Source organism: Oceaniglobus trochenteri, assembly GCF_020529025.1.
Classification (GTDB): domain Bacteria; phylum Pseudomonadota; class Alphaproteobacteria; order Rhodobacterales; family Rhodobacteraceae; genus Oceaniglobus; species Oceaniglobus trochenteri.
The window spans coordinates 239,603-266,496 of the sequence record NZ_JACNMM010000005.1; the positions used below are offsets into that span (position 1 = coordinate 239,603).

Here is a 26,894-nt window from a genome sequence, read left to right on the forward strand (position 1 = left end):
GGCGTCTGATCCTTTCAGTATTTTGACGAAAGGAATTGAACCATGCTGCCCCGTCGCCCCCTTCCCCGCCTGCTTGGCGCCTCTGCCATTGCCCTTTTACCATTTTCCGCCGCAGCCCAGGACGCGCCCAGCCTCTGGGATCTGCTCAAGCCCGAATACATCGTCCAGCGCATGGTGCAGAGCGGCATCATGGCCCTGCGCACCCAGGTCGATCTGAAGTACGGCGAGATGAGCGTCGATCTTGCCGCGGGCCATCTGAACCTGACCGACATTACCCTTTGGCCGGTGTTCCAGTGGGACGCGGAGGGCGCCTGTTCGATCAGCTTCGACCGGCTGACCATCCGCGCGGCCCCCCTGAACCGGCCCGACCTGATCCGCCTGAAGGTGCAGGCCCAGGGCGCCAGCGCGCCCGAAGCCTGCTTTCCCGCCGAGGCGCGCCAGGCCTTTGCCATGGCCCAGATCGACTCGCTTCGCGTGCCGCGCCTGACGGTGGATCTGGAATATGACATCGCCCAGGCCGAGGCCGACATACACGCCTATACCCAGCTTGACGGCGTGGCGGCGCTGGATGTGACGGCCGATTTCTCGTACCTCTGGTTCGATGGCTCCAAGGACATGGAAAACCCCGAACCCGTCGCCTATCTGCGCCGCGCCGCTCTGACGGTTGAAAACCTTGGCGGATACGAGGCGGTCAAGGGCATGATCCCGCCCCCCTTCACCGATCCGGCCCAGGCGCCCGCGATCCTGGAAGGCATGATCGGCGGCGCCCTTGCCAGCATGAACCGCGATGCCGCCCCCGCCGATGCGACCGGCGATCCCAGCGCACTGAACGAGGCGCAGACCGCCTTTGTCGCCTCGGCCAAGGCCGTCTGGCCCGCCTTCCTGCAAAACCCCGGCAGGATCGTGCTGGAAACCGGCGCCGCGCCGGGCGACGACATCTACCTTGATATCCTGTCCTACGAGGACAACCCCGCCCAGGCCTTCAGCGACATGCGCCCCCGCCTGGCCCTGGCCCCGGCCACGGCACGCGCCACCCTGCCCGTCGCCCTTATCGAACAGGCGCTGGCCGAAACGCCGAACGACCTGTCGACCGACGACCGGCGCCGGGTCGGCATCGCCCTGGCCACCGGTGTCGGGGCGCCGCGCAACGTGCCGCTGGGCACCCGCATCCTGACCGCCCTGGCCCAGGACGGTGACGCGGTGGCGGCACAGGAACTGTCGGCGGCGCTGGAGTTGCGCCAACCCTCCGAGGCCTATCGCTGGGCGCTGGTGGCCGGGGCCGCGGGGCGCAGCGGCGCGGCGGCGCGTCTTGACCGGCTGGAGCGTGTCCTGCCCTTCGCCGAAGTCCTGGCCCTTCAGGACGATGTCCTGGGCGATGTGCAGCACCCGCTGGAGGCACTGCAACGGATCGCCAGCATGCGCAACGAGGCGATGTTCCGCCTTTCGGGCATCGGGCGGGTGCGATCCTACGGGGTGGCCGCCCTCTGGGCGACCATGGGGGCCGCCGCGGGGGATGGCGAAAGCCTGGATATCCTGAGACAGATCGACGAAAGGGTGCGCCGCGCCGACCCCGAGGGCCGCGCCGCCTGGGCCGAGGCCGAAGCCGCCGCGAGCGACCTGGCGATGCAGGCCTGGATGGGCCAGAACCTGCCTGCGCGCTTCTCGGGGCAATAGGAAAATCGCCCCCTTCGCACCGCCACGGCGTTGCGGATGGGGCATCTTTTCGGGAAAAATCCGTGATGGGTCAGGCTGTTAGCGCCATCAAAGTTGCGCGAAGGCCCCGTGCCACCTATGGGATGGCCTGACCTCACATCCCCCTTCCAAGGAGCCGTCCATGAAAGCCTCGAACACCGTACGCAAAATCCTTGCCAATTACGAAGGCGAAACGCCGGGCGTGAAGGGCAAGCTGTGCCAGATGCTGATGCACGGCAAGCTGAAGGGCACGGGCAAGATGATCATCCTGCCGGTGGACCAGGGGTTCGAGCATGGCCCGGCGCGCAGCTTTGCGCCCAACGAACCGGCCTATGACCCGCACTACCACTATCAGCTGGCCATCGACGCCGGTCTGAACGCCTATGCAGCACCCCTTGGCCCGCTTGAAGCCGGCGCCGATACCTTTGCCGGGCAGATCCCGACGATCCTGAAGGTCAACAGCGCCAATTCGCTTATGTCCTCGACCGCGGGCAAGAACCAGGCGATCACCGCCTCGGTGGACGACGCCCTGCGCCTGGGCTGTGCCGCCATCGGGTTCACCATCTATCCCGGTTCGGACAACGGGATCGACATGATGGAAGAGATCGTCGAGATGCGCAAAGAAGCCGCATCCAAGGGCATCGCCACGGTCATCTGGTCCTATCCGCGCGGCGAGGGGATCACCAAGGAGGGCGAGACCGCCATCGACGTGGCCGCCTATGCCGCCCACATGGCCGCACTGCTGGGGGCCCATATCATCAAGATCAAGCTGGGCACCGACCACCTGATGCTGCCCGAGGCCAAGAAGGTGTACGAAGACCAGAAGATCGACGTGGCCACCCAAGCCGCCCGCGTAAAGCATTGCGTGCAATCCGCCTTCAACGGCCGGCGGCTGATCGTCTTTTCGGGCGGCGCGAAGAAGGGCGCGGATTCGGTCTATGACGATGCCCGCGCCATCCGCGACGGCGGCGGCAACGGTTCGATCATCGGGCGCAACAGCTTCCAGCGCGACCGCGACGAGGCGCTGGCCATGCTGGACAAGCTGATCTCGATCTACAAGGGCACCGAATAGCGCGCCTTCGCTGCCGTCGCGCGGGGTGCAGCGGCGGGATTTGAGTATTTGAAGCAAGAAAGAGGGGGGCGGGTCGAAAGACCGCCCCTTTTCGATTCGTTTGGGGATTCACAAGCGATTCGCCCTGTGGCATAGTCACGGCCAGACGCCCGGCAGAGGCGGCGATGAGGCAGCGCATGACACACAACAGCAACCGCCCCGCGATCGGGGTCGTGATCTATTTCACCCTCGCCTTCGTGCTGGGGATGTATTTCACCTTTGCCAGCGTGCAGGGCGATTACGGCCTGTTCCAGCGGGTGCAGATCGACGCCGAGGCGGTCGAGCTTTCAGAACAACTCGCGCGGCTGGACCTTGAGCTTTCGGCGCTGGAGAACCGCACCCGCCGCATGTCGGATGCCTATCTCGATCTTGACCTGCTGGACGAACAGGCGCGCGACATCCTTGGCCTTGTACGCTCGGACGAAATAGTCCTGCGCTGAGCCCTTCCGTTTTCCGCCCCGCCATGGGATGCTTGGGTGATGAATTGTCCCCAGCCCGGGAGGAATTGCGCCGATGGCCCCCAGGAAATCTGCCGCAACACCGAATGTCAGCAAGGATGAGCTGCTGCATTTCTACCGCGAGATGCTGCTGATCCGCCGGTTCGAGGAAAAGGCCGGCCAGCTTTACGGCATGGGTCTGATCGGCGGGTTCTGCCATCTCTACATCGGACAGGAGGCGGTTGTCGTCGGGCTGGAGGCCGCCGCCGAAGAGGGCGACAAGCGCATCACCAGTTACCGCGATCACGGGCACATGCTGGCCTGCGGGATGGACCCGCGCGGCGTAATGGCCGAGCTGACGGGCCGCGAAGGCGGCTATTCGCGCGGCAAGGGCGGCAGCATGCACATGTTCTCGAAGGAAAAGCACTTTTACGGCGGGCATGGCATCGTCGGTGCGCAGGTGCCCATCGGCGCCGGGCTTGCCTTTGCCGACAAGTATCTTGGCAACGACCGCGTGACCTTTACCTATTTCGGCGATGGCGCGGCGAACCAGGGTCAGGTCTATGAAACCTACAACATGGCCGAACTATGGGATCTGCCGGTGATCTTCGTGATCGAGAACAACCAGTATGCCATGGGCACCTCGACCCTGCGGTCGACCAAATCGCCCAGCTACTGGGAACGCGGCGCCGCCTATGGCATCCCCGGCGAAGAGGTGGACGGGATGGACGTTCTGGCCGTGCGCGATGCGGGCCGCAAGGCCGTGGGCCACTGCCGCGCGGGCAACGGGCCCTACATCCTCGAGGTGAAGACCTATCGCTATCGCGGCCATTCCATGAGCGACCCGGCCAAGTACCGCAGCCGCGAGGAAGTGCAGAAGATGCGCGAGGAACGCGACGCCATCGAACACGTCCGCCAGATGCTGCTGACCGGCAATCACGCCAGCGAGGACGAGTTGAAAGCCATCGACAAGGACATCAAGGGCGTGGTCAACGACAGCGCCGAGTTCGCCAAGGCCAGCCCCGAACCCTCGGTGGACGAGCTTTACACCGATATCCTGGCGGAGGACTGAGCCATGGTCGATATCCTGATGCCCGCCCTGTCGCCCACCATGGAGGAAGGCACCCTCGCCCGCTGGATGGTCAAGGAAGGCGACAGCGTCGCCGCCGGTGACATCCTGGCCGAGATCGAGACCGACAAGGCCACCATGGAGTTCGAGGCCGTGGACGAAGGCGTGATCGGCAAGATTCTGGTGCCTGAGGGCAGCGAAGGCGTGGCCGTCAACAGCCCCATCGCAACCCTGCTGGTCGAGGGCGAAGAGGCCCATTCCCAACAGCCCGCCCCGGCCAAAACGCCGCCGAGTTCCGAGGACATGCCCGCCGACACCCGCCAGCACCCGGCCCCAACCGTGGCCGCACCGGTGGAACCCGCCCTGCCCGAAGGCACCACGATGAAGAAGACCACAGTGCGCGAGGCCCTGCGCGACGCCATGGCCGAAGAGATGCGCCGCAGTGCCAAGGTGTTCCTCATGGGCGAGGAGGTGGCCGAATACCAGGGCGCCTACAAGATTTCGCAAGGCCTGCTTGAGGAGTTCGGCGCGCGGCGGGTGATAGACACGCCGATCACCGAACACGGTTTCGCGGGCATCGGCGTGGGCGCCGCCTTTGGCGGGTTGAATCCCATCGTCGAATTCATGACCTTCAACTTTGCCATGCAGGCCATCGACCAGATCATCAACTCGGCCGCCAAGACGCTGTACATGTCCGGCGGGCAGATGGGCTGCCCCATCGTGTTTCGCGGCCCCAACGGCGCGGCGGCGCGGGTGGGTGCGCAGCATTCGCACGACTATGCGGCATGGTATTCGCAGATTCCGGGCCTTAAGGTGGCCATGCCCTACAGCGCGGACGACGCCAAGGGGCTGCTGAAATCCGCGATCCGCGATCCAAACCCGGTGATCTTCCTCGAGAACGAAATCCTCTATGGCCGCAGTTTCGACGTGCCGGACATCGAGGACCACACCGTGCCCTTCGGCAAGGCCCGCATCTGGCGGGAAGGGTCGGACGTGACCATTGTCAGCTTCGGCATCGGGATGACCTATGCCCTTGAGGCCGCCGAGATCCTTGCCGCCGACGGGATCGACGCCGAGGTGATCGACCTGCGCACCCTGCGGCCCATGGACACCGGCGCCATCATCGAAAGCGTGAAGAAGACCAACCGCTGCGTGACCGTCGAAGAGGGGTTCCCGCAAGGCTCGGTCGGCAACTACATCTCGTCGGTGCTGATGCAGCAGGCCTTCGATCACCTGGATGCGCCGGTCATCAACTGCACCGGCAAGGACGTGCCCATGCCCTATGCCGCCAACCTTGAAAAGCTGGCGCTGGTCACCACCAAAGAGGTGGTGCAGGCCGCGCGCGATGTGACCTACCGCACCTGACGCCGACGAACGACTGCGCGGGGCACGCCCCCGCAAGAGGGAGACTGAAATGCCGACCGAGATCCTGATGCCCGCCCTGTCGCCCACCATGGAGGAAGGCACCCTGGCCCGCTGGCTGGTCAAGGAAGGCGATGTGGTCTCGTCGGGCGATCTGCTGGCCGAAATCGAAACCGACAAGGCCACGATGGAGTTCGAGGCCGTCGACGAAGGCGTGATCGGCAAGATCCTGGTGCCCGAGGGCAGCGAGGGCGTGAAGGTGAACAGCCCCATCGCCGTGCTGCTGGCCGAGGGGGAAAGTGCCGCAGACATCGCCACGACATCAGCGCCCCAAACACCCGAACCCGAGGTGGCTAAGCCCGCCCCCAAAGCGCCCGCTGCGGCGCAGAATCCTGTCGCCGCGCCCAAGGCCGACGAGGGCGGGCGGGTCTTTGCCTCGCCCCTTGCCCGCCGCCTGGCCGCCGACAAGGGTTTGGACCTGCGCAGCATGAAAGGGACCGGGCCCAAGGGGCGCATCGTGAAGGCCGATGTGGAAGCCGCCACCGCCCCCAAGGCCAAGGCGACACAACCGCCGAAAGAAACGGCAAGCGCCAGTGGCGGCAACAAGGTCGCGGCGCAATATGCCGACCGGCCGCACAAGGAAATCACGCTGGACGGCATGCGCAAGACGATCGCCTCGCGCCTGAGCGAGGCCAAGCAGACCATCCCGCATTTCTATTTGCGCCGCGACATCCGGCTTGACGCCCTTCAGGCCTTCCGCGCCCAACTGAACGGTCAGTTGGCCGGTCGCGGGGTCAAGCTTTCGGTCAATGACTTCATCATCAAGGCCTGTGCCCTTGCTTTGCAACAGGTGCCGGCGGCCAATGCCGTCTGGGCGGGCGATCGCATCCTGCAACTGGAACCCTCGGACGTGGCCGTGGCCGTCGCGATCGAGGGCGGATTGTTCACGCCGGTCCTGAAAGACGCCGAGAGCAAGACGCTCAGCACGCTTTCCGCCGAGATGAAGGATCTGGCCAGCCGTGCACGCGACCGCAAGCTGGCCCCGCAGGAATACCAGGGCGGCAGTTTCGCCATCTCGAACCTCGGGATGTTCGGTATCGACAACTTCGACGCGGTCATCAATCCGCCCCATGGCGCGATCCTGGCCGTGGGGGCCGGAACGCGCAAAGCCGTGGTGGATGATGACGGAAACCTTGCCGTTGCCACGGTGATGTCGGTCACGCTGTCGGTCGATCACCGGGTGATCGACGGCGCACTGGGGGCCGAATTGCTGAATGCGATCAAGGAGAACCTTGAGAACCCCCTGGCCATGCTAGCCTAGGGGCGAATGCTCAGCCGTCGGATGAGCGGCGCAAAAGGTGGTTCATGCTGACGGCGGGCTGATCGCATCCTGCCTCGCCCACGATCCGCGCAGGCACGCCCGCCACGGTCTTCATCGGCGGCACATCCTCCAGAACCACAGAGCCGGCGGCAATACGGGTGCAATGACCGATGTGGATATTGCCCAGAACCTTGGCCCCTGCTCCGATCAGCACACCATCCCCGATCTTGGGGTGGCGATCATCGTCTTCCTTGCCGGTTCCGCCCAGGGTGACGGAATGCAACATCGACACATTGTCGCCCACCACGGCCGTTTCCCCGATGACGATGGAATGGGCATGGTCGATCATGATGCCACGACCAAGGCGCGCGCCCGGGTGGATGTCGATTCCGAAAACCTCGCTTATGCGCATCTGCAGGAAATAGGCCAGATCGTGCCGGCCTTGCTGCCACAGCCAATGACCGAGGCGGAAGGCCTGAACCGCCTGGTATCCCTTGAAATACAGCAGCGGTTGCAGCAACCGGTGGCAGGCCGGATCACGGTCAAGCACGGCGACAAGATCGGCCCGCGCGGCATCGCCCAGCCAGGGATCGGTGGCATAGCCCCCATCCGCGATCTCGCGCAGGATCTGTTCGGACATCTCGCCTGACGCCAGCTTGAGGGAAACGCGATAGGCCAGCGCCTTTTCAAGGCTCTTGTGGTGCAGGATGCTGGAGTGGATCAGCCCGCCCAGCAAAGGCTCATCCGCGATCGCCTTTCGCGCTTCGCTGATGATCTGCGACCAGACCGGGTCGATCTGCGAGACGTGTTCCTTGGCGTCGGGCATGGCGTATCCTTTCGATCCGGGCCGCATACAACACTTGGGGTCAATGCGCCACCGTGCAACCCCGCATTTGCGCCAGACACATCAGAACATCCACCAGACATTCGCAGAACACCGCATCACTCAGCGGCGGTTCGCCGGCCGGTTTGCGCCGCAAGGCCACCGCGATCAGGCTGCCGTCACCCCTGCGCGGAGGGGCCCGCCCGGTGCGTGCCACATGGGCACGGGCGCGCTCCATTTCGTGCAGCATCCTTTTGCGCAGCCATGCGCGGCGATGCGCTGGCCTGGCACGCAACACGCGGGCCGCCGCGCTTGCATCCCCCAGCCAGAGCCGCGCCGGCACATCATCCGCCATGAACGGCCCGCCGGAACAGCCCCGGACCGTACCGGTCAGACACCTGCGCAACCTCAATGGCAAAGGGCGCAACCGCCCCGTCCGCAGCCTGCTGCGCAGCGCCATAGGTCCACTGCGGTGAATCGACGGTAAGCGAGCGCAGGACAGCCCCGTTCTTCACCACCCGCACGGCGTATTGTTCAACCGACTCGCCAAGGGGAACGTCGCTTTCGCCCCAGGGGTCCCCATCGATCCGCGTGCGCCTGATCCAGCTGGCGGACAGGTCTGCGCCCACAGCGCGCAACGTCAGATGCACAGGCGCATAGGGGCGCAGGCCAACACCATCGAAGGCCCGCTGGCGTTCGACAAAGGTCGGATCGTCCAGATGACGGGCCGCCGGACCAACACGATAGAACCGCGACAACCCCCGATTGGCGGACTCGAGGCTCAACTGACCGACCGCAGCATCCAGAAGCACGACACGGCTGCCTGCCGGCCACTCATGAGGCATCAAGGCGTCAGTTCCGGCCTGGCCACGCAATCGCTGCGTCAGGTCATAGGTACGCTCTCCCACAAGGTCGGCCTGTCCGAACTGGAAGACCTCCCAAGTGTCGTCATTCCCTGTCCCAATGGCCATTGCGTTGCTTCCGGCAAGCAGCCGCGCGATCGAGACCGACTCGAGCGCCCCGCTCAGCAATCGCACCCTCAGCGAAGGGCCGTTGTCGAACATTCCGGGATTGGCCGCGAAAAGCGTCGTCTCGGTGACACCGATGGTGGCCTGCCGACTGATCAGGCGATTCAGGACAAAACCATCCTCAAGCGCCGAGTCGTAAACCGCGACCGACCCGGGCCAGGGCCGGCCGGCAACCGCGATATGGGGCGCATGGGGCACCTCTGCGCCGGTCAGAAGCGGCAGATTCAGGAACACCGGCAGCACGGGCACCGGCGCCACGAAGGGGGCAAGCCGCACAGCAGTGTCCACGGCATCGCTCGGCTCGTAAAGCTCGGGTTCAATGCGGACCGCCTCGATCATCTGCTGTCCGGCCTGCTCCACATGGTCCACGCGATATAGCCCGCCATGAACGCCCAGAACATCGCCCGCCCCGTACCGCATCTGCGACAGTGGCAGCGAAAATTTCAACCGGTCGCGGGCAACGCGGGATTCCGCCAGCCAGCGCTCGACGATGCCGGTTGCCTCGGCCCGGGTCAGCACAAGAGGGAACTCGGATTGCGACACGCCGAAGCTCTGTTCGCTTGGGAATATCGCCTCGGCGGCCTGCACCTCGAAATCGCCATCGGCGGCGACGAAGTTCAGCCGCAAGCGACCGACCGTATCCGCCTCGGGCTGGCGCAGTGCGTCGATATCCCCGTCAAGGTCGTCAGTGACAGCCACGCGCGCCGGGTCGATCTCGCCCATCGGGCGCCCATCCCGCGTCTGGAAGATCAATTGGCCCTCGCGCTCGATCGCGTCGAACCCGTAAGCCATCATCAAGGGCTGCAACCGCGCTCTTGCGCCACTGACATCACCGACCACATAGCCCCGCACCACATCGTAGAGCCTGCGGACATCGACATCGCGTACCCCGGATTGCGCGTAGATCTCGCGCACCACCGATGAAAGGGCCCGCGCCGTCGCCCGCCCCGTGATCCAATGCCCCCGCGCATAGTTCGCGCCATCGCTCCACAACCCGGAATTGCCCGGAAAGAACGGATAGGGCCGCGCATCCCAGGCCCAGACATGGCCGCGCGACATGTCCACCATTGGCCCGCCATAGATCTCGGAAACCGGGTTGTGCTCCGCGTCCGACCAATAGGATTGCATCGCCCGCAGATACTGCATCTGCATCAGATCGTCGCGCCGCCCGCTTGAATGCCGGGGCAGATCGCTTTCGCTGGATTTGGGGTCAAGAAACTTGTTGGGCTGGTTCGCGCCCTTGTCGATTGCGGCACAGCCGTATTCGGTGAACCAGATCGGCTTGCTTCCGGGCACCCATGCCGTCGCCATCGGATCGCGCACCCCACCCTTGCGGTCATGATGCGCGTTCGACCACCACCCCTTCAGATCCTTGTAGCGAAACACCCAAGGCTCTCCATGGGCGCCATCCGTGATCGGTGTGCGCAGTTGGATCGCCTCGGCTTCGGGGGCGTGATAATACCAATCGTACCCTTCGCCGCCCGCGATGTTGGCTTTCAGATACTCAAGGTCATGAATCGAACCCCAGGCACCATCGGCATGTTCGAAGCCATCGCGCCAATCGGCCAGGGGCATGTAGTTGTCGATCCCGATGAAATCGACCGCATCATCCGCCCAAAGCGGATCGAGATGGAACAGCACATCCCCCGAACCATCCTGCGGATGATACCCGAAATACTCGGACCAGTCGGCGGCATACCCGATCTTGCAATCCGGCCCGACAATGGTGCGCACATCCTGCGCCAGTTGCCGCAGGGCCGCCACCGCCGGAAAGCTATCCCCGGCACCACGCACTTGGGTCAGACCGCGCATTTCCGAACCGATACAGAAGGAATCGACGCCCCCCGCCGCCACACAAAGATGCGCATAGTGCAGGATGAAGCGGCGATACGAAAACTCCTGCGGGCCGGTGTAATCCACCCCCGCATCGGTCACCGTGAAATCCGTCGGTGCCGCCATTCCGAAGAACGCGGCAACCTCTGCTTCGGCCTGGGCGGTCTTGTCGGGCGTCCCTGCCCGCCCCGATGCGACCGAGGTTGTGATACGACCACGCCAAGGGAGTGCCGGTTGATCTTCGGCGTCTGAATAGGGATCGGGCAATCCGTTGTCGGCAAGCTGCTCCATCAGGATGAAGGGATAGAACATCACCGCCTGGCCCGCGTTACGCAGGGCCGTGATGGCCTCTTTCACCGACTGGTCGGTCGGGGTGCCGCCATAGATCACCTTGCCGTCCACTTCGGGCAGCGACATCGCCGTCCCGCGGGTCAGGCCCGAGACCGTCCAGGGCATCTCGACCCCCTCGAAATTGCCCTGCTCGACCTTCGGAGCGATCTCGCAGGTTCCGCAACGCAGATCGTTGCCGAACCACGACACCACCAGCGATGTCGCACCGCAATTGGGCAACTCGCCTGTCATCGCCTCAAGCGACGCGGCGAAGTCCGTCTTTCCAAGCGGTGAATTGATGTTGATGAAGCTGGAAACGCCCGGCTCCTGCTCGAATCTCACAGGCGTTGTCGCCAGGGCATATTCCCCGGTTCCCGGCATCAGCGCGACACCACGAATGCTGCGCGCCAGGTCCGGCGTGCCCGCCTCGGCGGCCAGTTCGGGGCGCATAACCTCGAAGCTGAACTGTGGGACACGGTTGCCATAGGGCGCCAGGTCCAGATCCTCGAAGACCACATAGGCGATGCCGCGATAGGCCGGTACATTCCCGGCGCCCTCGATTGCCTCGATCCTGGGGTCGGGCAACTGATCCTGCGAACCGGGATAGACGCGCAGGTTCAGATCGTCCAAACGCGCCTCGGCCCCATCGATCCAGATGCGACCGACGCGCGAAATCTCGCCCTCACACAGCGCAATGGCAAAGGACACCGAATAGCTGAAGCTGGTCGTGCTGGGCCCCGACGGCGCGCCCTTGCCGCCACCACTGGTCGTCGCCCTCTCAAGGAAGCGCGAGGCCCAGATCACCTGCCCCGAGATCCGGCAGCGCCCGTGCACCTGGTTGATCGGCGCGCCTTCACTGGCACCCGTCAGGCGAAACCTCTCGACCTTTCCGGTTTCCACCGCTTGGGATCCGGCACCAAGGATCGACTGGTCGATGACCCGCCCCAGGGTCGCGCCCACGGCACGGCCGATCACGACCGAGGACAGCCCCAGAACACCGCCGCCCAGGCTTGCACCCGCGGCCGCACCGATTGCGGAAAGAACGATCGTGGCCATCAAAGCCTCCTGTCGGGAAATTCGAAGCGCGCCACGATGCGGCGCTGCCATGGGGCGCTCAGCGGGCTTTCGATCACGCCATGCCCGGTATAGGCGTGGATGAACGCGGCCCGTGCACCGGCTTGCGAGATCACGCCAAGGTGCTTGGCGACCCCGCCGTCGCGCATGCGAAACAGCACCACGTCACCTGGCAGAAGCGCGCCAAGGGGGCGCTCCACCAGATGCAGCCGCGCAGCATGCCACAGCCGCTCCTGGCGGCGCGGTTCCGACCAGTCGGGCGTGTAGGGCGGCACCGCCGCCGGTTCCTCGCCGTTCAGACCGCGCCAGATGCCCCGAACCAGGCCAAGGCAATCCGCCCCCGCCCCAAGACATGACGCCTGGTGAAGATAGGGCGTGCCGATCCATTGCCGCGCGATGGCCACAGCCGCCGGGTTGCCATGGCTCATCCCTGCCGCCTCCGCACCGAAAGCGACCCGCCCGAGTTGTCGTCACCGCTTGACGGATAGGCCATCAGCCAATCTTCGCCGGGAATGTCGGGAAAGCCGCGAAAATTCAGGATGTTGTCGAACTTCAACCGGCAGGTCGCAACCCGTTTGTCGCATCCCGCCTCCAGCCGGATCAAATCTCCGGGCCGGATATCCAGCCGCAGCACTTCCCAGACCTCGATGGTGCGGCCCTTCGCACTCAGGCGGTCGTTTTTGATCGCCGCCACGATCCCCTTGGCCGCCCCCGTTTCGACAATCAGCCGGCCGCGCTCGAACCACCGGTCGTCGAACCCTTCAAGCGCTGCAAAACGAAAGAACTTGCGCCCCTCGACCGTTTCAACCGCGCGCTTTTCGCAATATCCGGGCGTGCTCAGGTCAAACCCGCAGGCCCGATCCCCCAAGACGGCGGCACAGGGCGCCTGATAGACCCGCCCCTGAGGCTGGTTCAGCGCCTCGGTCAGGCCACGCAGCTCGGCGCGGAAAGCGCCGCCGGTGCGCTGGATCTCCCCAAGGGTGCCGCGAAACTGCAGGATCCGCTGATCGGTATCCGCCCAGTTCACCAGCCAGGCCATCACCTCGGCCCCGTCAAACAGCCCCGCGCGAATATCGGCCTCGCTGACCGACGCATCGCTCAGAACGCCCAACGCTTCCGAGTTATCGACGGCAAGCCCGGTGGTCTGCTCAAGCGCGCGCGCCGACATGCCCTCGGATGCCAGGAAAACCCTGCTGTCAAAGCGCAGGGTGTCATCGTGATCGGTGAAGCCGAAGGTCCGGCCATCCCGTCGCACCACCAGCCAGCAGCGGCAAACGGTGGTGGCACCGCTGTCGAGGTGCGATTGAAACGCCTCGGAAATGCCCATCATACCCGCACCTCCACGATTGGCACATTGGGCACATCGCCAGCCTTGAAGCTGGCCACGGAAACCTGGATCAGGTCGGTGTCGAACCGCACCGGCACGTCGAATTCGAACCCCGCCGTGATTTCGGCGCCCGCCGGGGGCACTTTGTAAAGGGTGACGACGCCCGTGGTCACATCCAGGTCGAAATGCACCGCCTCGCGCAGCAGATCCCCTTCAAGGCCCAGGGTCACCGTGCCTGCAACGGGCTTGCTCACCGGGCGGACATAGGGATTTGTTCCTGCCTCATAGGTCTTGCTTAGCCGGAATGCGGCGTTCACACCGTCGCCATGGCCGATAACCTGGTCGTTGTAATCGGGGCTGCGTGACGCCGGGCAGGATTTGAAATCGGCCCAATCCTTCCAGCGAAAGGCGTGCAACTGCCCCCGCCGCGCCTCGAAGAAGGCCAGCAAAAGCTCCACATCGTCCAGCGACCGCATCCCCAGCCCCGCGTCATAGCGGCGGCGCGAATGGGACCAGGGCGTGTTGCGCTCCTCAAAGCCATTGGCAAGGGTCACGATCTCGGTGCGCCGTTCCGGGCCGCCCACCGATCCGAACGACAGGTTCGCCGGGAACCTTATTTCATGGAATGACATGCTCTTCTCCTCAACGGTTGCGCTGGCCCTGTCCCAAAGCACGGCCCATGCGGGCGGCGATCTGGCTTTGACTGCGCCGGAACCCCTGAACATCGGGGGTGGTGATGTTCATCACCACGGTCACGGGGCCACCCCCGCCCGCCGCCCGCACCCCAAGGCGTCCGTCGGCGCCGCGCGCCAGCGGCATGATCGCCTCGGGCCCCGCCTCGCCCATCAACCCGGTGCCGCCGCGCATGGGAAAGGCCACGGGCCCCGATACGACGCCCCCCCTGGCAAAGGGCATCACCCGCCCGTGGGCAAAGGTGCCGCCCTTCTCGAACGGCATCATGCCCCCGATCAGCCCCTCGACTCCGCTGGCCAGCATGCCGCCCAGGTGGTTCGAAACCGGCCGGATCGCGGCGTTATAGGCCGCATCCACCATCGACTGCGCGACGCCCTTCAAGGCGTCCGACAGCTTCATGCCGTCGAAGATCAACCCATCGAACGACCGGCGCAGCCCGCGCGATATCCCTCCCGACAGCACGTTCACCTCGCGACCGGCATCGGCGATGGTCGATTGCATACGCCGCAACTCACCATCAAAGGCGGCGGCCATGGTGCTTGCCCCGCCAAGGGTCTGTTCAAGCGTGATGATCTGATCCTCAAGATCCTCGATCTGCGCCGTTTCCATCACTCGTTCCTCCGTCAATGTCGGGATAAAGCGCCGCCAGCGCCTCCAGGCCTGCCCGCCCCATAGGCGCGGCACCCCCGCCGCGCCCCAGCATCAGCATCAGTTCGGCCGGGGTCAGCGCCCAGAACTCGCGCGGCAGCAATCCACGTTCGGCGATCCCCGCCCGCATCAGGGCGGGCCAGTCAAAGCGCACCGTCACGCTCCTGCGGCAGGGCGAAGGCCCGCGCCAGAAGCGCCCCGGCGACCCGCGCCGCCTCGATGGGGCCGCCGGCGATCTCGCCGCTCAGCAGGTCGGCGGCACTGCCCCGCCAACCGCCCCCGCGCAGCCCCGCCACCACAAGCGACAGAACATCCCGCGTCGAGAACCGCGCATTCTCAAAGCGCTCCACCAGGTTCATCAGGCTGTCTTCGCCCAAGTCGGCCTCAAGCTCGGCCAAAGCGCCAAGGGTCAGGCGGGCCTGCAACACCTCGCCGTTCAGCCGCAAAGATACCTCCCCGGCCCAGGGGTTCCCGCTCATAGCGCGACGAAATCCAGCGCCCCGGCCGAGGCCAGCGAAATCTCATAACTGGCCTCGCCATTGTGCGCCCCGGCATATTCAAGCGATGTCACCTGAAAGGCGCCGGACACGATGCCGAAACTGGGGATGATCACCTGAAAATCCGGCGTCAGCCCGTCAAAGAAGATCTGGCGCGCCCGGGCGTCGGTATCGGTATCCTTGAAGATCCCCGACCCCGAGATCGACGCCGATTTCACTCCTGCGCCCGACAGCAACTCGCGCCATCCGCCCTGGGATTCCAGCGATGTCACGTCCACGCTCTCGGCGTTGAAGGAAATCCGCGTGGCGCGCAGGCCCGCGATGGTCTCGAATTGTCCGGCCCCGGTCAGGTCCAGCTTGATCAACAGGTCTTTGCCATTCTGCGCAGCCATTTCCGTCACTCCGTCTGGTTAAGTTCAGTTGTCCTGCGTCTGCACCCGAAAGCGCAGATCGATACGGCGCTGATCGCCGCTGCCCACGCGCCGGGCACGCGCCTTCAGAAACCAAAGCCCGACAATCCGCCCCCGGCTCAGCACCGGCACCCAATCCAGCAGCGCGTCGGAAACGGCCCCCGCCGCCGCCTTGGCCGTGGCAAAACCGGCGGCGCTGGTGATCACGCTGACCGTCAGATCATGCAGCGCGCCGCCCTCGTCCCTGTCCGACCGGTCGCGCACGTCCTCGTCACCAAGGACCACATAGTTGGCGGGCAGTGCACCCGGCGGCAGGGCGTCATAGATATCGCTGCCCACGATGGCCCCAAGGGCGGCATCGCCCTGCAACCTCTGGAACACGGCGGCCTGCAACGATGCGGAAACTCCATAACTCACAGCGCAACCTCCTCGTGGGCGTGGCAGATCAGATAGGCACCGCCCGGCAGCACTTCGCTGACCGCATCGATGGAAAAAACCCGCGCACCGTCGCGAAACCGCTGGCCGGGCACGGGGCGCGACGCGGCCCCCTGCGGCGCCGCACGCACCGTGATGCGAAAGGTCTGGCGCGAAAGGGCGCCCGCTTCGCCCCCCGTGGTGCGCCCGCTGCCCATCCGCAGATCGGCCCAGAGCGTGCCCAGCGCCTGCCAGCTGCTCAGCGCACCGCCCGCACCATCGGGCTGACGCACCGCGCCCTCAAGCACCAGCTTCCGGCTCAACTGCACACCGCTCATGCCCCTGCCCCCCGCGACATCCGCAGGCTGCGATAGCGGGTCAGCAGGCCCGCCACCGCCCCGGGCAAGGCGCCTGCGCCGGCGGCATCGCGGTTCTCGTAATAGGCCGCCGCCAACATCAGCACCGCCTGCGCCATGTCGCCGGGCACGTCGCCCCAGGCCCCGTATCCCGCCGTGAACGAAACCTCGGCCTGCCCGGCCAGCGGAATGCGCGGCAGCATGTAGCCGCTTGAGATGACGATCGGCGCGTGGGTGTCGCGGATCAGCCGGTAACGCGACGGGTCAACCAACTCCTGCGCACCCGTCCGGTCGGAAATCACCACGGCTGTCACCGCGCGCACCGGCGCCAGGGGCAGAACCAGCCGCGAATGATCGCGCCACTCCCCAAGGCGCAGCACAAGGTCGCGCTCCAGGATCACCTTGCCGCAGTGCCCCTCGATACGCGCCAGTGCCCCGCGCAGACAGGTTTCCAGAACACCGTCCTGCAAACTGTCCTCACCGAACCCTGTCCCAAGGCGAAGATGCGCACGCAACTGCGCAATCGGCAGAGCGGCAGCCGCCACTGATGTCACTTCGACGATATTCATGGAAAACACTCCGAATTTCCGAACCCTTGCCGAACCGAGAAGGCCGCCAAGGCCCGGAACGGTCGAATGATGGACGCGCACCTCCGCGTCGCACAGACGGAGGGAAGGCAGCTAGACGACGCGAAATCGTGCGGCACGCGCCCATGCCGGGCCAGACAGGCACCCCCCGCCCGGCCCGCCCAGCCCTTACGAGGCCGAGAACTTCAACAGCTTGATCGCGGCGAAATCGCTCACATCGCCGCCAACGCGCTTGGTGGCATAGAACAGGACATGGGGCTTGGCGCTGAACGGATCGCGCAGGATGCGCAGGTCGGGGCGCTCGGCGATGGTATAGCCGGCGCCGAAATCACCGAAGGCCACCGCATGGGAACCGCTGGCAATATCGGGCATGTCCTCGGCGATCAGAACGGGATAGCCCAGAAGGCGGGCAGGCTCACCGGCGGCCAGACCGTCGGACCACAGGAACCGCCCGTCGTTGTCCTTCAGCTTGCGCACCACACCGGCGGTCTTGCTGTTCATCACGAACGACCCGTTGGCGCGGTACTGCGCGCCCAGCGCATAGACCAGATCGACCAGCGAATCCGCACCGTCAAACGCCCCATCGGCCCCCGAGGCGACATAGCCCAGGGTGTCCCAGACCCAGACGTCATTGTCGACGGTGGTATGGGTCAGGAAACCGCGCGGCTTGTCCACACCGTCGCCGCCGACGAATGCCGCCGCCTCGGCGCGTGCGAACTTGTCGGCGATGCGCCCGGCCAGCCATCCCTCGATGTCGAAGGCCGCATCGTCCAGCAGACGCTGGCTCGCCTTCGGCAGCGCCGAAAGCTCGTGCAGCGGAATGACGATCCGGTCGATGGTCGGGGTGCCCGTCTCGCCCTGCGATCCGGTTTCGGTCGCCCAGCCCGCACCGATATCGGTGGTGTCGATCAGCACGTCATAGGAGGTCGCCTCGACATTCACCACATTGGCCACGGCCCGGATCGACGCGGTGGCGCGCAGAACCGACTGCACGCTGGCGCTGGTCACCGGATCGACCAGGTAGCCGCCATCGCCGTTCACCGCGGTGTTCAGCGACTTGCCGTCCAGCTCCAGCCCGCGGAACCCGTCGTCATCGCCCGAGCGGACATAGGCCTCGAAGGCCTTCTGGTGCGGGGCTTCGGTTTCGGCCGTGCGCGCCAATGCGGGGCGGCCCGCCAACAGTGTCTTACGATCCAGCATGTTCACTCGCTCTTCGGCTTGTTTCAGTTTCGTCTCGATGCCGTCCTGAAATCGCTTCAGGTCGCCCACCAGCCCGTTCAACGCCCGGGCCACGGTCTCTTCGGGCAGATCTTCTCTGACCCCGGACTTCGTCTCGGTCTTGCTCATCGCAGTTCCTTTTCGGTGATGTGCGGAGTCAGCCCCGCGTCAACAGCCCGCGTGCGTCCTCGAGGGCCGCCGCCAGACCGCGCAGGGTGTCGGCCTCGGGCGCATCGCCCTTTGCCCCCACCCGCGCCTCGGGAAGCATGGGGAAGGTCACCAAGGACACCTCCCACAGCTCCAACTCGTGCAGATGCCGCTTGCCGCCCGCATCCTTGCTTGCCTTCTTGGTGCGATACCCGATCGACAGCCCGTCGATGGCCCCGGCATTGATCAACGCGATCGCCTCGCGCCCCTTGGCCACATCCGCCAGAATGCGGCCCTTGACGTAGAGGCCCCGCGCATCCTCGCGCACCTCGTCCCACACACCGATGGGCTGGGCCGGGTCGTGCTGCCACAGCATCTTGACCTTGCCACCCCTGGCGCTTAGCCCGGCCAGACAGGCCGCATAGGCCCCCGCCGCCACCACGTCGCCGCCCTGATCGGGTGCGCCGAACAGGCTCGCATAGCCCTCGATCACCGATCCGTCGCTCACCGACACCTCGCCGCCGATCCGGCAGAACTTGCGCTCCAAATCGAATTCCATGCTCATTCCTCCTCCAGCTTCGGCAGACCCAGCAGCGCCCGCTTTTCCCCGTCCGTCAGGAAGTCGGCCGCCGCCACCCGCGCCCATTGCGCATCGCGCTCGCCGCTCAGCGCGCTCACCTGATCCAGGTCGTATTTCAGCTCCACCGCCTCGCCGGTGAACCCGGCCAGCCAGTGCGACACCGACGCACAGACCCGCGCCGCCAGCGGCAACACCGTCAGGCGGTAAAACGCCCGGTGCGCCTCGGCATAGTTGGCATAGGTCGCGTCACCGGGAATCCCCAACAGCATCGGCGGCACCCCGAAGGCCAGCGCGATCTCGCGCGCCGCCGCCTCCTTGGTCTTCTGAAATTCCATATCGGATGGCGAAAACCCCATGGGTTTCCAGTCCAATCCACCTTCCAGAAGCATCGGCCGCCCGGCATTGCGCGCCCCCTGGTGGTGCGCCTCCATCTCGCTCACCAACCGGTCGTACTGATCGGCGCCCAACTGCCCCTGCCCATCGGTCCCGCGATAGACGATGGCGCCCGAAGGCCGCGCCGCATTGTCGAGCAGAGCCTTGCTCCACCGCGACGCCGCCGTGTGCACGTCCAGCGCCTGCGCGGCGGCCTGCATGGGCGACAGCCCGTAATGGTCGTCCTGCGGATGGAAGGATTTCACGTGGCAGACCGGGCTCACCCCGTCCTCCACCGTGAACCGGTGCTTCCTGCCCCCCACGGCATACTCGTACCCCACCGGCCAGCCATCGGCCCCGGGGATCAGGGTCATGCGATCGCTGCGCAGCACATGCAGCTCCAGCGGCACGCCGCCGGCACCCACCGCCTCAAGATACCCGTTCCCCGACAGCAGGATCTGACCGTAAAGCGCCTCGAACAACTCCGCCCGCCCCTGCCCGGCATTGGGCCGGTTCACCAACGACAACAGCGGATGCACGGCATAGCGCGTCCCGGCATCCTGCAACACCAGCGGCAGGGCCGCCGCCGCCTCGGAGATCAGCCGCACACAGCGAAACCCCACCGGATTGCCCGCGAACCCGTTGCGCGTCAGCGACGTGGTGTCGCGCGCGCTCCAGGCCACGCGCCCCGACCCGCCCCAGGCCACGACCGGCCCGGTGGCCGATGCCTTGGCCTCGGGCGCCGCCGGGGCAGATCGCTTCAGAAAGTCAAACGCCATGTTCCGCTCCTCTGTCGGCCCCCTGGGGCCACGTTCAGGCAACAGACAACCGGGCCACCGCCCGCATGGGGCGCAACCTGGTCTCGTACTGTCACCGCTTTCGGGGTCTTCCGGCCCCCCCTGGCCGGATGCCGCAGGGGGGCCACGTCAACTCGTGGGATCACTTTCCCATAAAGGTTTAACCACCACGCTAACGCAGCGTACGCACCTTGGGTGCCATCCGCGCAACACCCGGTTCCAGGATCAGATCGTGCAGCGCCCAGACCAGAGCATCCACACGGTCGGGGCTGCCCGCGCCCTCGTATCCGGCGGTCGTCATGCGGCACATCTGCTCTTCCAGGGCACCAAGGCCGGGCATATGCGCCACGCGCCCCTGCTCATAGAGCGCCGCCGCAGGCTCGGCCCGGGCCACCTTGCCGCGCGTGGCGTGAACGCCCCGATAGGCGATCAGCGGGTCCACCTGCCGAACGACGGTTTCCACCAGATCGCCGCCCTGATTCACCTCGGCCACCAGCCGGTCGGCCTTCCACCGCCGCGCCGCCGCCACCGCCGCGCTCGCCCACTGATGGGGCGAGGCCGCCGATACGCTGGCATCCTCCAACACCACGGCGCGCCACTCCTTCGGCTCACCCGTGGTGATCGCGCCCACCACGACGATGCCGCAATCGTCGCTGGCCTTGCCGCCCGTCACCGGCGGATCCACCGCCACGACGATGCGCGACACCTCAGGCCGTTCGGCCACCTTGCAGGCCTCCAGCGCACCGATGGACCACAGCGCCCCCTCGGCATCCTCCAGCAACAGCCCGTCCAACTCCTGCCGCCCCAGCCGGGTGTCGTGATACCGCGCCACCACCTCGTCCAGAAACGACCGCGCCAGGTTGGCCCGGTTCGCGCTGGTGGGCGCATGGGTCTGCACGGTCGACGGATTGGCCAGAATGTCCTTCAACACCGCCACGTTGCGCGGCGTCGTCGTCACGCACTGACGCGGATGATCGCCCAGCCGCAGGGCGAACTGCAGCATGTCCCAGGCCTCGCCGCCCTTCTTCCACTTGGCCAGCTCGTCCACCCAGGCCGCGTCGAACTGCGGCCCGCGCAGCCCCTCGGGCTCATGGGCGGAAAACACCTGCGCCACCGCACCGTTGGGCCAGACCAACCGCTTGCGCCCCGCCTCCCAGACGGGGCGGCGATCAGGCGGCGAACAGGCGAGAATGCCCGATTCACCGAAAATCATCACCTCGCGCACCTGGTCCTGGGTTTCCCCGATCAGCGCCACGCGCCGTGATCGCCCCGGGTCCAGCGGCATGTTGCCCTCGACCTCGGCGCGCACCCATTCGGCCCCGGCGCGCGTCTTGCCCGCCCCGCGCCCCCCCATGATCACCCAGGTGCGCCAATCGCCCCCGGGGGGCAACTGATGCTCCATCGCCCAGAATTCAAAGAGGTACGGAAGGCCCAACAGGGCCTCCTCGCTTAAGCCATCCAGAAACTCAGACTGGGCCGCGATGGGCGCGGAGGCGATCAAGCGCGCTCCCGATCTCACCGCGCACGGCGTCGAAGTCGATGGCATAGTCATGGACGATTCCGCGGTTGCGCCGCTCAAGCTCTTCAACTTTTTTCCTTTCGTCAAAAAGGGTCTGCGTGGCGCGGGTATAATTGCCCGTCACCCGCTTGATCTCGGCCTCGGAAATCTCGGTCCGATCCCGAAAATAAAGGCGCATGGCGATCAGCTCTTCCAATGCGCCGGCATAGTGTTCCTCGGCCTCCCGCAGCAAAAGCTGGGACGACTCTCGTTCTGTCTTGTCGGCGTTCGCCATTCTGTGGGCACCCATTTGCTAAGGAACCCCCCGTCCGATCGGGCATAAAAAAAGCGACGCAGGGCCGCTGGCCCCCGTCGCTCTCGTCATGTCCGTCACTGCCTGACCGGTATATCCCAATAGGCCGCGAAAGTCAATATTTTCCGTTATATATCAGATACCTGCGCACGGTCCGGTTAACAAATCGCTAACCGGACCGTGGCAAAGGCCTCACTCCGCGCGCTCGGCCTCGATCTTGCGCCAGCGCGCGACGTTCTCGTTATGCTCGGCCAGGGTGCGGGCAAAGGCATGGCCGCCCGTGCCATCGGCGACGAAGAACAGGAACTCGCTCGTCGCGGGGTTGACCGCCGCCTTGATGCTGGCAAGGCCAGGGTTGGCAATCGGCGTCGGCGGCAAACCATCGATGCGATAGGTGTTATAGGGCGTCTCGCGGTCCAACTCGCTGCGCCGAAGCCCGCGCCCCAGCACACCCTGCCCCTTGGTGATGCCATAGATCACCGCCGGGTCGGTCTGAAGCCGCATTCCCTGGCGCAGACGGTTGACGAAAACAGCCGCCACCTCCTCGCGTTCCTCCGGCACACCGGTTTCCTTCTCGATCAGCGAAGCAAGGATCAGCGCCTCTTCCGGCGTGGCCACGGGAAGATCGTCGTCGCGGTTGCGCCAGGCCTCGGCCAGGCGCTCTTCCTGCCTGGCAACCATCCGCGCCACCAGCTCACCACGGTCGGCCCCCGGACGCACCTCATAGCTGTCGGGCGCCAGCGTGCCCTCGGCGGGAAGGTCATCCACCTCGCCGGTCATGAACTCGGCCGCTTTCAGCCCCTCGATCACCTGCCAGCTTGTCACGCCCTCGGCCATCGAGATGCTGAACCGCGTGTCGGCCTTGTCGCGCACGTTCAGGTACTCCGCCGGTTCCTCGCCGCTGACCGGGTCGAACTCGGCCTTGTTGACGAAACGGTTCGTGGCGGGGTCAAGCTCGCGCACCCGCATCTCAAGGGCGGTCACACCGATGTTCAGAACCACCGCGACACCACAGGTCGACGCGCCGCCGCGGGTGACGATTTCGACGATCTGCTCCATCGACGCACGTTCCGGCACAAGAAAGCTCCCGGCCTTCAGCGCGCTCGACTTGTCGGAATAATCGGCCCCGATGCGAAAGATCTGCGGGCTGCTCACCGCGCCCTGTTCGGCCAGGTCTTCGGACACGCGGCTCATGGTCGAACCGCTTTCAACCCGCAGGCAGATCGCCTGTTCCAGCGGGCCCTCTTGCGTGTACTGGGCCTTGCCCCAGGCCACCAGCCCGCCAAGCGCCACCAGCACCACGATGAAAAGAGACAGGAAATTCGAGGCGATATGGCGCCACATCAGGTCTTGACCCGTCGCATGATCAGCGCCGCGTTGGTGCCGCCGAACCCGAAGGAGTTCGACAGGACAACGTCGATCTCACGCTCGACCTTGGCATTGGGCGCCAGGTCGATCTTCGTCTCGGCATCGGGGTTGTCCAGGTTCAGGGTCGGCGGCGCCACCTGATCGCGCATGGCAAGGATGCAGAAGATCGCCTCGATCGCGCCGGCCGCACCCAGAAGGTGCCCGGTCGAGGATTTGGTCGACGACATCGTGACCTTGCCCGCCGCATCGCCCACCAGGCGTTCAACCGCGCCCAGTTCGATGGTGTCGGCCATGGTGCTGGTGCCGTGGGCGTTGACGTAATCGATCTCGCCCGCGTCGATCCCGGCCCGCGCAACGGCGGCCTTCATCGCCCGCTCGGCGCCCTCGTGGTTGGGGGGCGGGGCAGTGATGTGGTGGGCGTCGCCCGACAGCCCGTAACCGATGACCTCGCCATAGATCTTCGCACCGCGCGCCAGGGCGTGTTCGTATTCCTCAAGAACGACGACACCCGCCCCCTCGCCCATGACGAAACCGTCGCGGTCCTTGTCCCAGGGGCGCGACGCCTTCGTCGGATCGTCGCCCCGCCCGGTCGAAAGCGCCTTGCAGGCGTTGAACCCGGCAATCCCGATTTCCGAGATCGGGCTTTCGGCACCGCCCGCGATCATCACGTCGGCGTCGCCCCACTGGATCAGCCGCGCCGCATCCCCGATGGCATGGGCCCCGGTTGAACAGGCCGTGACAACGGCGTGGTTCGGCCCCTTGAAGCCATAGCGGATGGAAACCTGGCCGCTGATCAGGTTGATCAACGCGCCGGGAATGAAAAAGGGCGAAACGCGCCGCGGCCCCCTTTCGTGCAACAGAACGGCGGTGTCGGCGATGGATTGCAGCCCGCCGATGCCCGAACCGATCATCACACCGGTGCGCACGCGGTCTTCCTCGTCCTTGGGCATCCAGCCCGAATCCTCGACCGCCTGCTGCGCCGCCGCCATCCCGTAAAGAATGAAGTCATCGACCTTGCGCTGCTCTTTCGGCTCCATGAAATCGTCGGGGTTGAAGGTGCCATTGCTGCCGTCGCCGCGCGGCACCTCGCAGGCGTAACCGGTCGCAAGGCGCCCGGCATCGAACCGCGTGATCGGGCCCGCGCCCGATTCCCCGGCCAGAAGTTTGCTCCATGTGGCTTCGACACCGCTGGCCAGAGGGCTGACCATGCCCAATCCCGTGACAACAACTCGACGCATATGTTTGTCTCCGCTCATCTCTTTGCCGAAGTGATACACCGCCCCTTGCGACGGTGAAAGAGGCGCCGCACCGGGCGGCATCACCCCGCCGGGGCCGTCCCCAAAAATGGAAAAAGCGGTGAATCCCATCGGAAACACCGCCTTACTTCAATTTGTCCGGCCCGCAGCCCGGAACGTCCGATCAGGAAGCTTCGGAAATGAACTTCACGGCATCGCCAAAAGTCTGGATCGTCTCGGCGGCGTCGTCCGGGATCTCGATACCGAACTCTTCTTCGAAGGCCATGACCAGTTCGACGGTATCCAGGCTGTCGGCGCCCAGATCGTCGATGAACGAAGCGTTCTCGGTCACTTTTTCTTCTTCAACGCCCAGATGCTCGACGACGATCTTCTTAACGCGATCTGCGATGTCGCTCATGTCACTTCCTCTTAGGTTCCTCGGGGCGATGCCCCGCTGTCAGTACGGCCCTGCGGCCATGATCCCTACCATATGGCAGTCTTCGGCGGGTTCGCCAAGCGTTCCCGCAAAATTCGTGCGCCGCCTATATCATACCATCTGGATAAGGCAATCGCTTTCACCCCGGGGCAAAGCGGCCCCGGCAATGCCTAGTACATCGACATCCCGCCGTTCACATGCAGGGTCGCGCCGGTGACATAGGCCGCCTCGTTGCTGGCCAGGTACAGTACCGCCGCGGCGATCTCGTCGGCCTCGCCCATGCGCCCCGCGGGCACCTGCGCCAGAAGGGATGCCTTCTGATCGTCGTTCAGCGCGGCGGTCATGTCGGTGGTGATGAAACCGGGTGCCACGGCGTTCACCGTCACCCCCCGGCTGGCAACCTCCTGGGCCAGGGATTTCGACATCCCGATCATCCCGGCCTTGCTGGCGGCATAGTTCGCCTGCCCGCCGTTCCCCGAGGCCCCGACGATGGACGAGATGTTGACGATCCGCCCCCAGCGCGCCTTCATCATGCCCCGCAGCACCCCGCGCGACAGCTTCATGGCGGCGGTCAGGTTCACCTCGATCACCTTGTCCCACTGCTCGTCGCTCATGCGCAGCATCAGGCCATCGGCGGTGATCCCGGCATTGTTGACCAGGATATCCACAGACCCCATGGCTTTGGCCGCCTGCCCCGGCAGCGCCTCGACGGCGGCACGGTCCGACAGGTTGCAGGGCAGGACATGCGCCCGTTCGCCCAGGGTTTCGGCCAGCGCCTGCAGGGGCGCCTCGCGGGTGCCCGACAGCGCCACAGTGGCACCGGCATCATGAAGAACCTTGGCGATGGCACCGCCCAGCCCCCCGGAAGCCCCGGTAATCAGGGCGCATTTTCCTGTCAGATCAAACATCTTGGCTTTGCCTCTTGTCCTGTTTTCATCGTTCCGGCCCGCAGCGGCCGTTCAGCCCAGCCGCGCCGCCACATCCTCGGGCGTGGCGACATTCACCACCTCGGCTTCCTTGACGATCCGTCGAATCATCCCCGAAAGGGCTTTGCCCGCGCCGACCTCCCAGAAACTGTCGACACCCGCGTCGGCCATGTTCACCACGCTTTCGCGCCAGCGCACCGTACCGGTGATCTGCTGCACCAGAAGCCCGCGAATCTGGTCGGGGTCGCTGACCGGGGCGGCCGTCACGTTGCTGACCACCGGCACCTTCGGCGCGGCAATCGTCACCTCGGCCAGGGCCGCTTCCATGGCCGTTGCGGCCGGGGCCATCAGCGCACAGTGGAACGGGGCCGATACCGGCAACAGCAGCGCGCGCTTGGCGCCCTTACCCTTGGCCATGTCGACCGCCCGCTGCACCGCCTCGGCCTCGCCCGAGATCACCACCTGCGCGGGGTCATTGTCGTTTGCCGCCTGGCAAACCTGGCCCTGCGCCGCCTCGGCGGCCAGTTCGGTGACACCGGCCAGGTCAAGCCCCAAAATCGCCGCCATGGCACCCTGCCCCACCGGCACCGCCGCCTGCATCGCCTCGCCCCGCAGCCGCAACAGGCGTGCCGCGTCGCTCAGGGTCAGGGCGCCCGCCGCCGTCAGCGCCGAATACTCGCCAAGGGAGTGGCCGGCCAGAAAGGCAGCGCTTTCCACCCCGATCCCCTCGGCCTCCAGCGCGCGCATGGCCGCGATCGAGGTGGCCATCAGCGCCGGCTGGGCGTTGGCCGTCAGGGTCAGATCCTCGGCCTGGCCTTCCCAGATCAGCGCCGACAGGTCCTGGCCCAATGCGTCGTTCACCTCGTCGAAAACGGCGCGCGCTGCGGGATATGCCTCGGCCAGCGCGCGGCCCATGCCGATGGCTTGGGCGCCCTGGCCCGGAAACACGAATGCACGGCTCATCCCGTGGCCCTCCTTGTGAAATTCCAATC

The 26,894-nt window shown here is 65.8% G+C and carries 29 protein-coding genes; 6 read left to right on the forward strand and 23 right to left on the reverse strand.

What is annotated here, in order from left to right; genetic code table 11:
* Positions 1–42: 42 nt before the first annotated feature.
* The 6 genes from H7828_RS10530 (at position 43) to H7828_RS10555 (ending at position 6,992) form a co-directional block, all read left to right on the forward strand.
* A complete protein-coding gene (locus H7828_RS10530) occupies positions 43–1,674 on the forward strand; it encodes a hypothetical protein (protein ID WP_226780984.1) in 1,632 nt (543 codons plus the stop codon).
* 160 nt (positions 1,675–1,834) lie between these two features.
* Positions 1,835–2,764 carry a class I fructose-bisphosphate aldolase gene (locus H7828_RS10535; protein WP_226780985.1) on the forward strand — a complete coding sequence of 310 codons (930 nt, stop codon included), beginning with the start codon at positions 1,835–1,837 and terminating at the stop codon, positions 2,762–2,764.
* Between the two features lie 176 nt (positions 2,765–2,940).
* Complete coding sequence (locus tag H7828_RS10540) at positions 2,941–3,243, forward strand: FtsB family cell division protein (RefSeq protein ID WP_226780986.1); 303 nt, start codon at positions 2,941–2,943, stop codon at positions 3,241–3,243.
* A 73-nt stretch (positions 3,244–3,316) separates the two neighbouring features.
* Positions 3,317–4,312 carry a pyruvate dehydrogenase (acetyl-transferring) E1 component subunit alpha gene (pdhA, locus tag H7828_RS10545; protein ID WP_226780987.1) on the forward strand — a complete coding sequence of 332 codons (996 nt, stop codon included), beginning with the start codon at positions 3,317–3,319 and terminating at the stop codon, positions 4,310–4,312.
* Between the two features lie 3 nt (positions 4,313–4,315).
* Positions 4,316–5,674: a pyruvate dehydrogenase complex E1 component subunit beta gene (locus tag H7828_RS10550; protein WP_226780988.1), complete on the forward strand. Its 1,359-nt coding sequence runs from the start codon at positions 4,316–4,318 to the stop codon at positions 5,672–5,674.
* A gap of 49 nt (positions 5,675–5,723) precedes the next feature.
* Positions 5,724–6,992 carry a pyruvate dehydrogenase complex dihydrolipoamide acetyltransferase gene (locus H7828_RS10555; RefSeq protein WP_226780989.1) on the forward strand — a complete coding sequence of 423 codons (1,269 nt, stop codon included), beginning with the start codon at positions 5,724–5,726 and terminating at the stop codon, positions 6,990–6,992.
* Positions 6,993–7,002: 10 nt separating this feature from the next.
* Here H7828_RS10555 and cysE read toward each other — a convergent pair whose 3' ends face one another.
* The 23 genes from cysE to fabD all read right to left on the reverse strand — a co-directional run bounded on the left by cysE (position 7,003) and on the right by fabD (position 26,865).
* A complete protein-coding gene (gene cysE / locus H7828_RS10560) occupies positions 7,003–7,818 on the reverse strand; it encodes a serine O-acetyltransferase (protein ID WP_226780990.1) in 816 nt (271 codons plus the stop codon).
* A 40-nt stretch (positions 7,819–7,858) separates the two neighbouring features.
* Complete coding sequence (locus tag H7828_RS10565) at positions 7,859–8,170, reverse strand: DUF7742 family protein (protein ID WP_226780991.1); 312 nt, start codon at positions 8,168–8,170, stop codon at positions 7,859–7,861.
* Positions 8,160–12,062: a baseplate multidomain protein megatron gene (locus H7828_RS10570; protein WP_226780992.1), complete on the reverse strand. Its 3,903-nt coding sequence runs from the start codon at positions 12,060–12,062 to the stop codon at positions 8,160–8,162. Before H7828_RS10570 ends, H7828_RS10565 begins: the two co-directional genes overlap by 11 nt.
* Entirely contained in the window at positions 12,062–12,508 is a 447-nt protein-coding gene (locus H7828_RS10575; RefSeq protein WP_226780993.1) for an NlpC/P60 family protein, read from the reverse strand. Before H7828_RS10575 ends, H7828_RS10570 begins: the two co-directional genes overlap by 1 nt.
* Positions 12,505–13,407: a DUF2163 domain-containing protein gene (locus tag H7828_RS10580; protein WP_226781123.1), complete on the reverse strand. Its 903-nt coding sequence runs from the start codon at positions 13,405–13,407 to the stop codon at positions 12,505–12,507. The genes H7828_RS10575 and H7828_RS10580 overlap by 4 nt, the downstream gene beginning before the upstream one ends.
* A complete protein-coding gene (locus H7828_RS10585) occupies positions 13,407–14,039 on the reverse strand; it encodes a DUF2460 domain-containing protein (RefSeq protein WP_226780994.1) in 633 nt (210 codons plus the stop codon). Before H7828_RS10585 ends, H7828_RS10580 begins: the two co-directional genes overlap by 1 nt.
* A 10-nt stretch (positions 14,040–14,049) precedes the next feature.
* A complete protein-coding gene (locus H7828_RS10590) occupies positions 14,050–14,712 on the reverse strand; it encodes a phage tail tape measure protein (RefSeq protein WP_425354944.1) in 663 nt (220 codons plus the stop codon).
* A complete protein-coding gene (locus tag H7828_RS10595; RefSeq protein ID WP_245398671.1) occupies positions 14,681–14,878 on the reverse strand; it encodes a rcc01693 family protein in 198 nt (65 codons plus the stop codon). Before H7828_RS10595 ends, H7828_RS10590 begins: the two co-directional genes overlap by 32 nt.
* 13 nt (positions 14,879–14,891) lie before the next feature.
* Complete coding sequence (locus H7828_RS10600; RefSeq protein ID WP_226780997.1) at positions 14,892–15,227, reverse strand: gene transfer agent family protein; 336 nt, start codon at positions 15,225–15,227, stop codon at positions 14,892–14,894.
* Positions 15,224–15,637 (reverse strand): phage major tail protein, TP901-1 family, encoded by a 414-nt coding sequence (locus H7828_RS10605; protein WP_226780998.1) that lies wholly within the window; start codon positions 15,635–15,637, stop codon positions 15,224–15,226. The genes H7828_RS10600 and H7828_RS10605 overlap by 4 nt, the downstream gene beginning before the upstream one ends.
* Positions 15,638–15,661: 24 nt before the next feature.
* Complete coding sequence (locus tag H7828_RS10610) at positions 15,662–16,072, reverse strand: DUF3168 domain-containing protein (protein ID WP_226780999.1); 411 nt, start codon at positions 16,070–16,072, stop codon at positions 15,662–15,664.
* Positions 16,069–16,407, reverse strand: coding sequence for a head-tail adaptor protein (locus H7828_RS10615; RefSeq protein ID WP_226781000.1), 339 nt, complete (start codon positions 16,405–16,407; stop codon positions 16,069–16,071). Before H7828_RS10615 ends, H7828_RS10610 begins: the two co-directional genes overlap by 4 nt.
* Positions 16,404–16,994 (reverse strand): head-tail connector protein, encoded by a 591-nt coding sequence (locus H7828_RS10620; RefSeq protein WP_226781001.1) that lies wholly within the window; start codon positions 16,992–16,994, stop codon positions 16,404–16,406. The genes H7828_RS10615 and H7828_RS10620 overlap by 4 nt, the downstream gene beginning before the upstream one ends.
* A 186-nt stretch (positions 16,995–17,180) precedes the next feature.
* On the reverse strand, positions 17,181–18,359 hold the full coding sequence (locus H7828_RS10625) for a phage major capsid protein (RefSeq protein WP_226781002.1): 1,179 nt from the start codon (positions 18,357–18,359) through the stop codon (positions 17,181–17,183).
* 28 nt (positions 18,360–18,387) lie between these two features.
* The gene (locus H7828_RS10630) at positions 18,388–18,942 is read right to left on the reverse strand and encodes an HK97 family phage prohead protease (RefSeq protein WP_226781003.1); all 555 of its coding nucleotides are present in this window, start codon (positions 18,940–18,942) and stop codon (positions 18,388–18,390) included.
* Entirely contained in the window at positions 18,939–20,108 is a 1,170-nt protein-coding gene (locus H7828_RS10635) for a phage portal protein (RefSeq protein ID WP_226781004.1), read from the reverse strand. Before H7828_RS10635 ends, H7828_RS10630 begins: the two co-directional genes overlap by 4 nt.
* A 190-nt stretch (positions 20,109–20,298) precedes the next feature.
* Complete coding sequence (locus H7828_RS10640; RefSeq protein WP_226781124.1) at positions 20,299–21,672, reverse strand: DNA-packaging protein; 1,374 nt, start codon at positions 21,670–21,672, stop codon at positions 20,299–20,301.
* A complete protein-coding gene (locus H7828_RS10645; protein WP_226781005.1) occupies positions 21,593–21,919 on the reverse strand; it encodes a hypothetical protein in 327 nt (108 codons plus the stop codon). The genes H7828_RS10640 and H7828_RS10645 overlap by 80 nt, the downstream gene beginning before the upstream one ends.
* A 210-nt stretch (positions 21,920–22,129) precedes the next feature.
* The gene (gene mltG / locus H7828_RS10650; RefSeq protein ID WP_226781006.1) at positions 22,130–23,281 is read right to left on the reverse strand and encodes an endolytic transglycosylase MltG; all 1,152 of its coding nucleotides are present in this window, start codon (positions 23,279–23,281) and stop codon (positions 22,130–22,132) included.
* Entirely contained in the window at positions 23,281–24,543 is a 1,263-nt protein-coding gene (fabF, locus tag H7828_RS10655) for a beta-ketoacyl-ACP synthase II (protein ID WP_226781007.1), read from the reverse strand. The genes mltG and fabF overlap by 1 nt, the downstream gene beginning before the upstream one ends.
* 181 nt (positions 24,544–24,724) lie before the next feature.
* Positions 24,725–24,958 carry an acyl carrier protein gene (locus H7828_RS10660; protein ID WP_226781008.1) on the reverse strand — a complete coding sequence of 78 codons (234 nt, stop codon included), beginning with the start codon at positions 24,956–24,958 and terminating at the stop codon, positions 24,725–24,727.
* 188 nt (positions 24,959–25,146) lie between these two features.
* Positions 25,147–25,884, reverse strand: coding sequence for a 3-oxoacyl-[acyl-carrier-protein] reductase (gene fabG, locus H7828_RS10665; RefSeq protein WP_226781009.1), 738 nt, complete (start codon positions 25,882–25,884; stop codon positions 25,147–25,149).
* Between the two features lie 51 nt (positions 25,885–25,935).
* Complete coding sequence (fabD, locus tag H7828_RS10670; protein WP_226781010.1) at positions 25,936–26,865, reverse strand: ACP S-malonyltransferase; 930 nt, start codon at positions 26,863–26,865, stop codon at positions 25,936–25,938.
* Between the last annotated feature and the right edge of the window lie 29 nt (positions 26,866–26,894).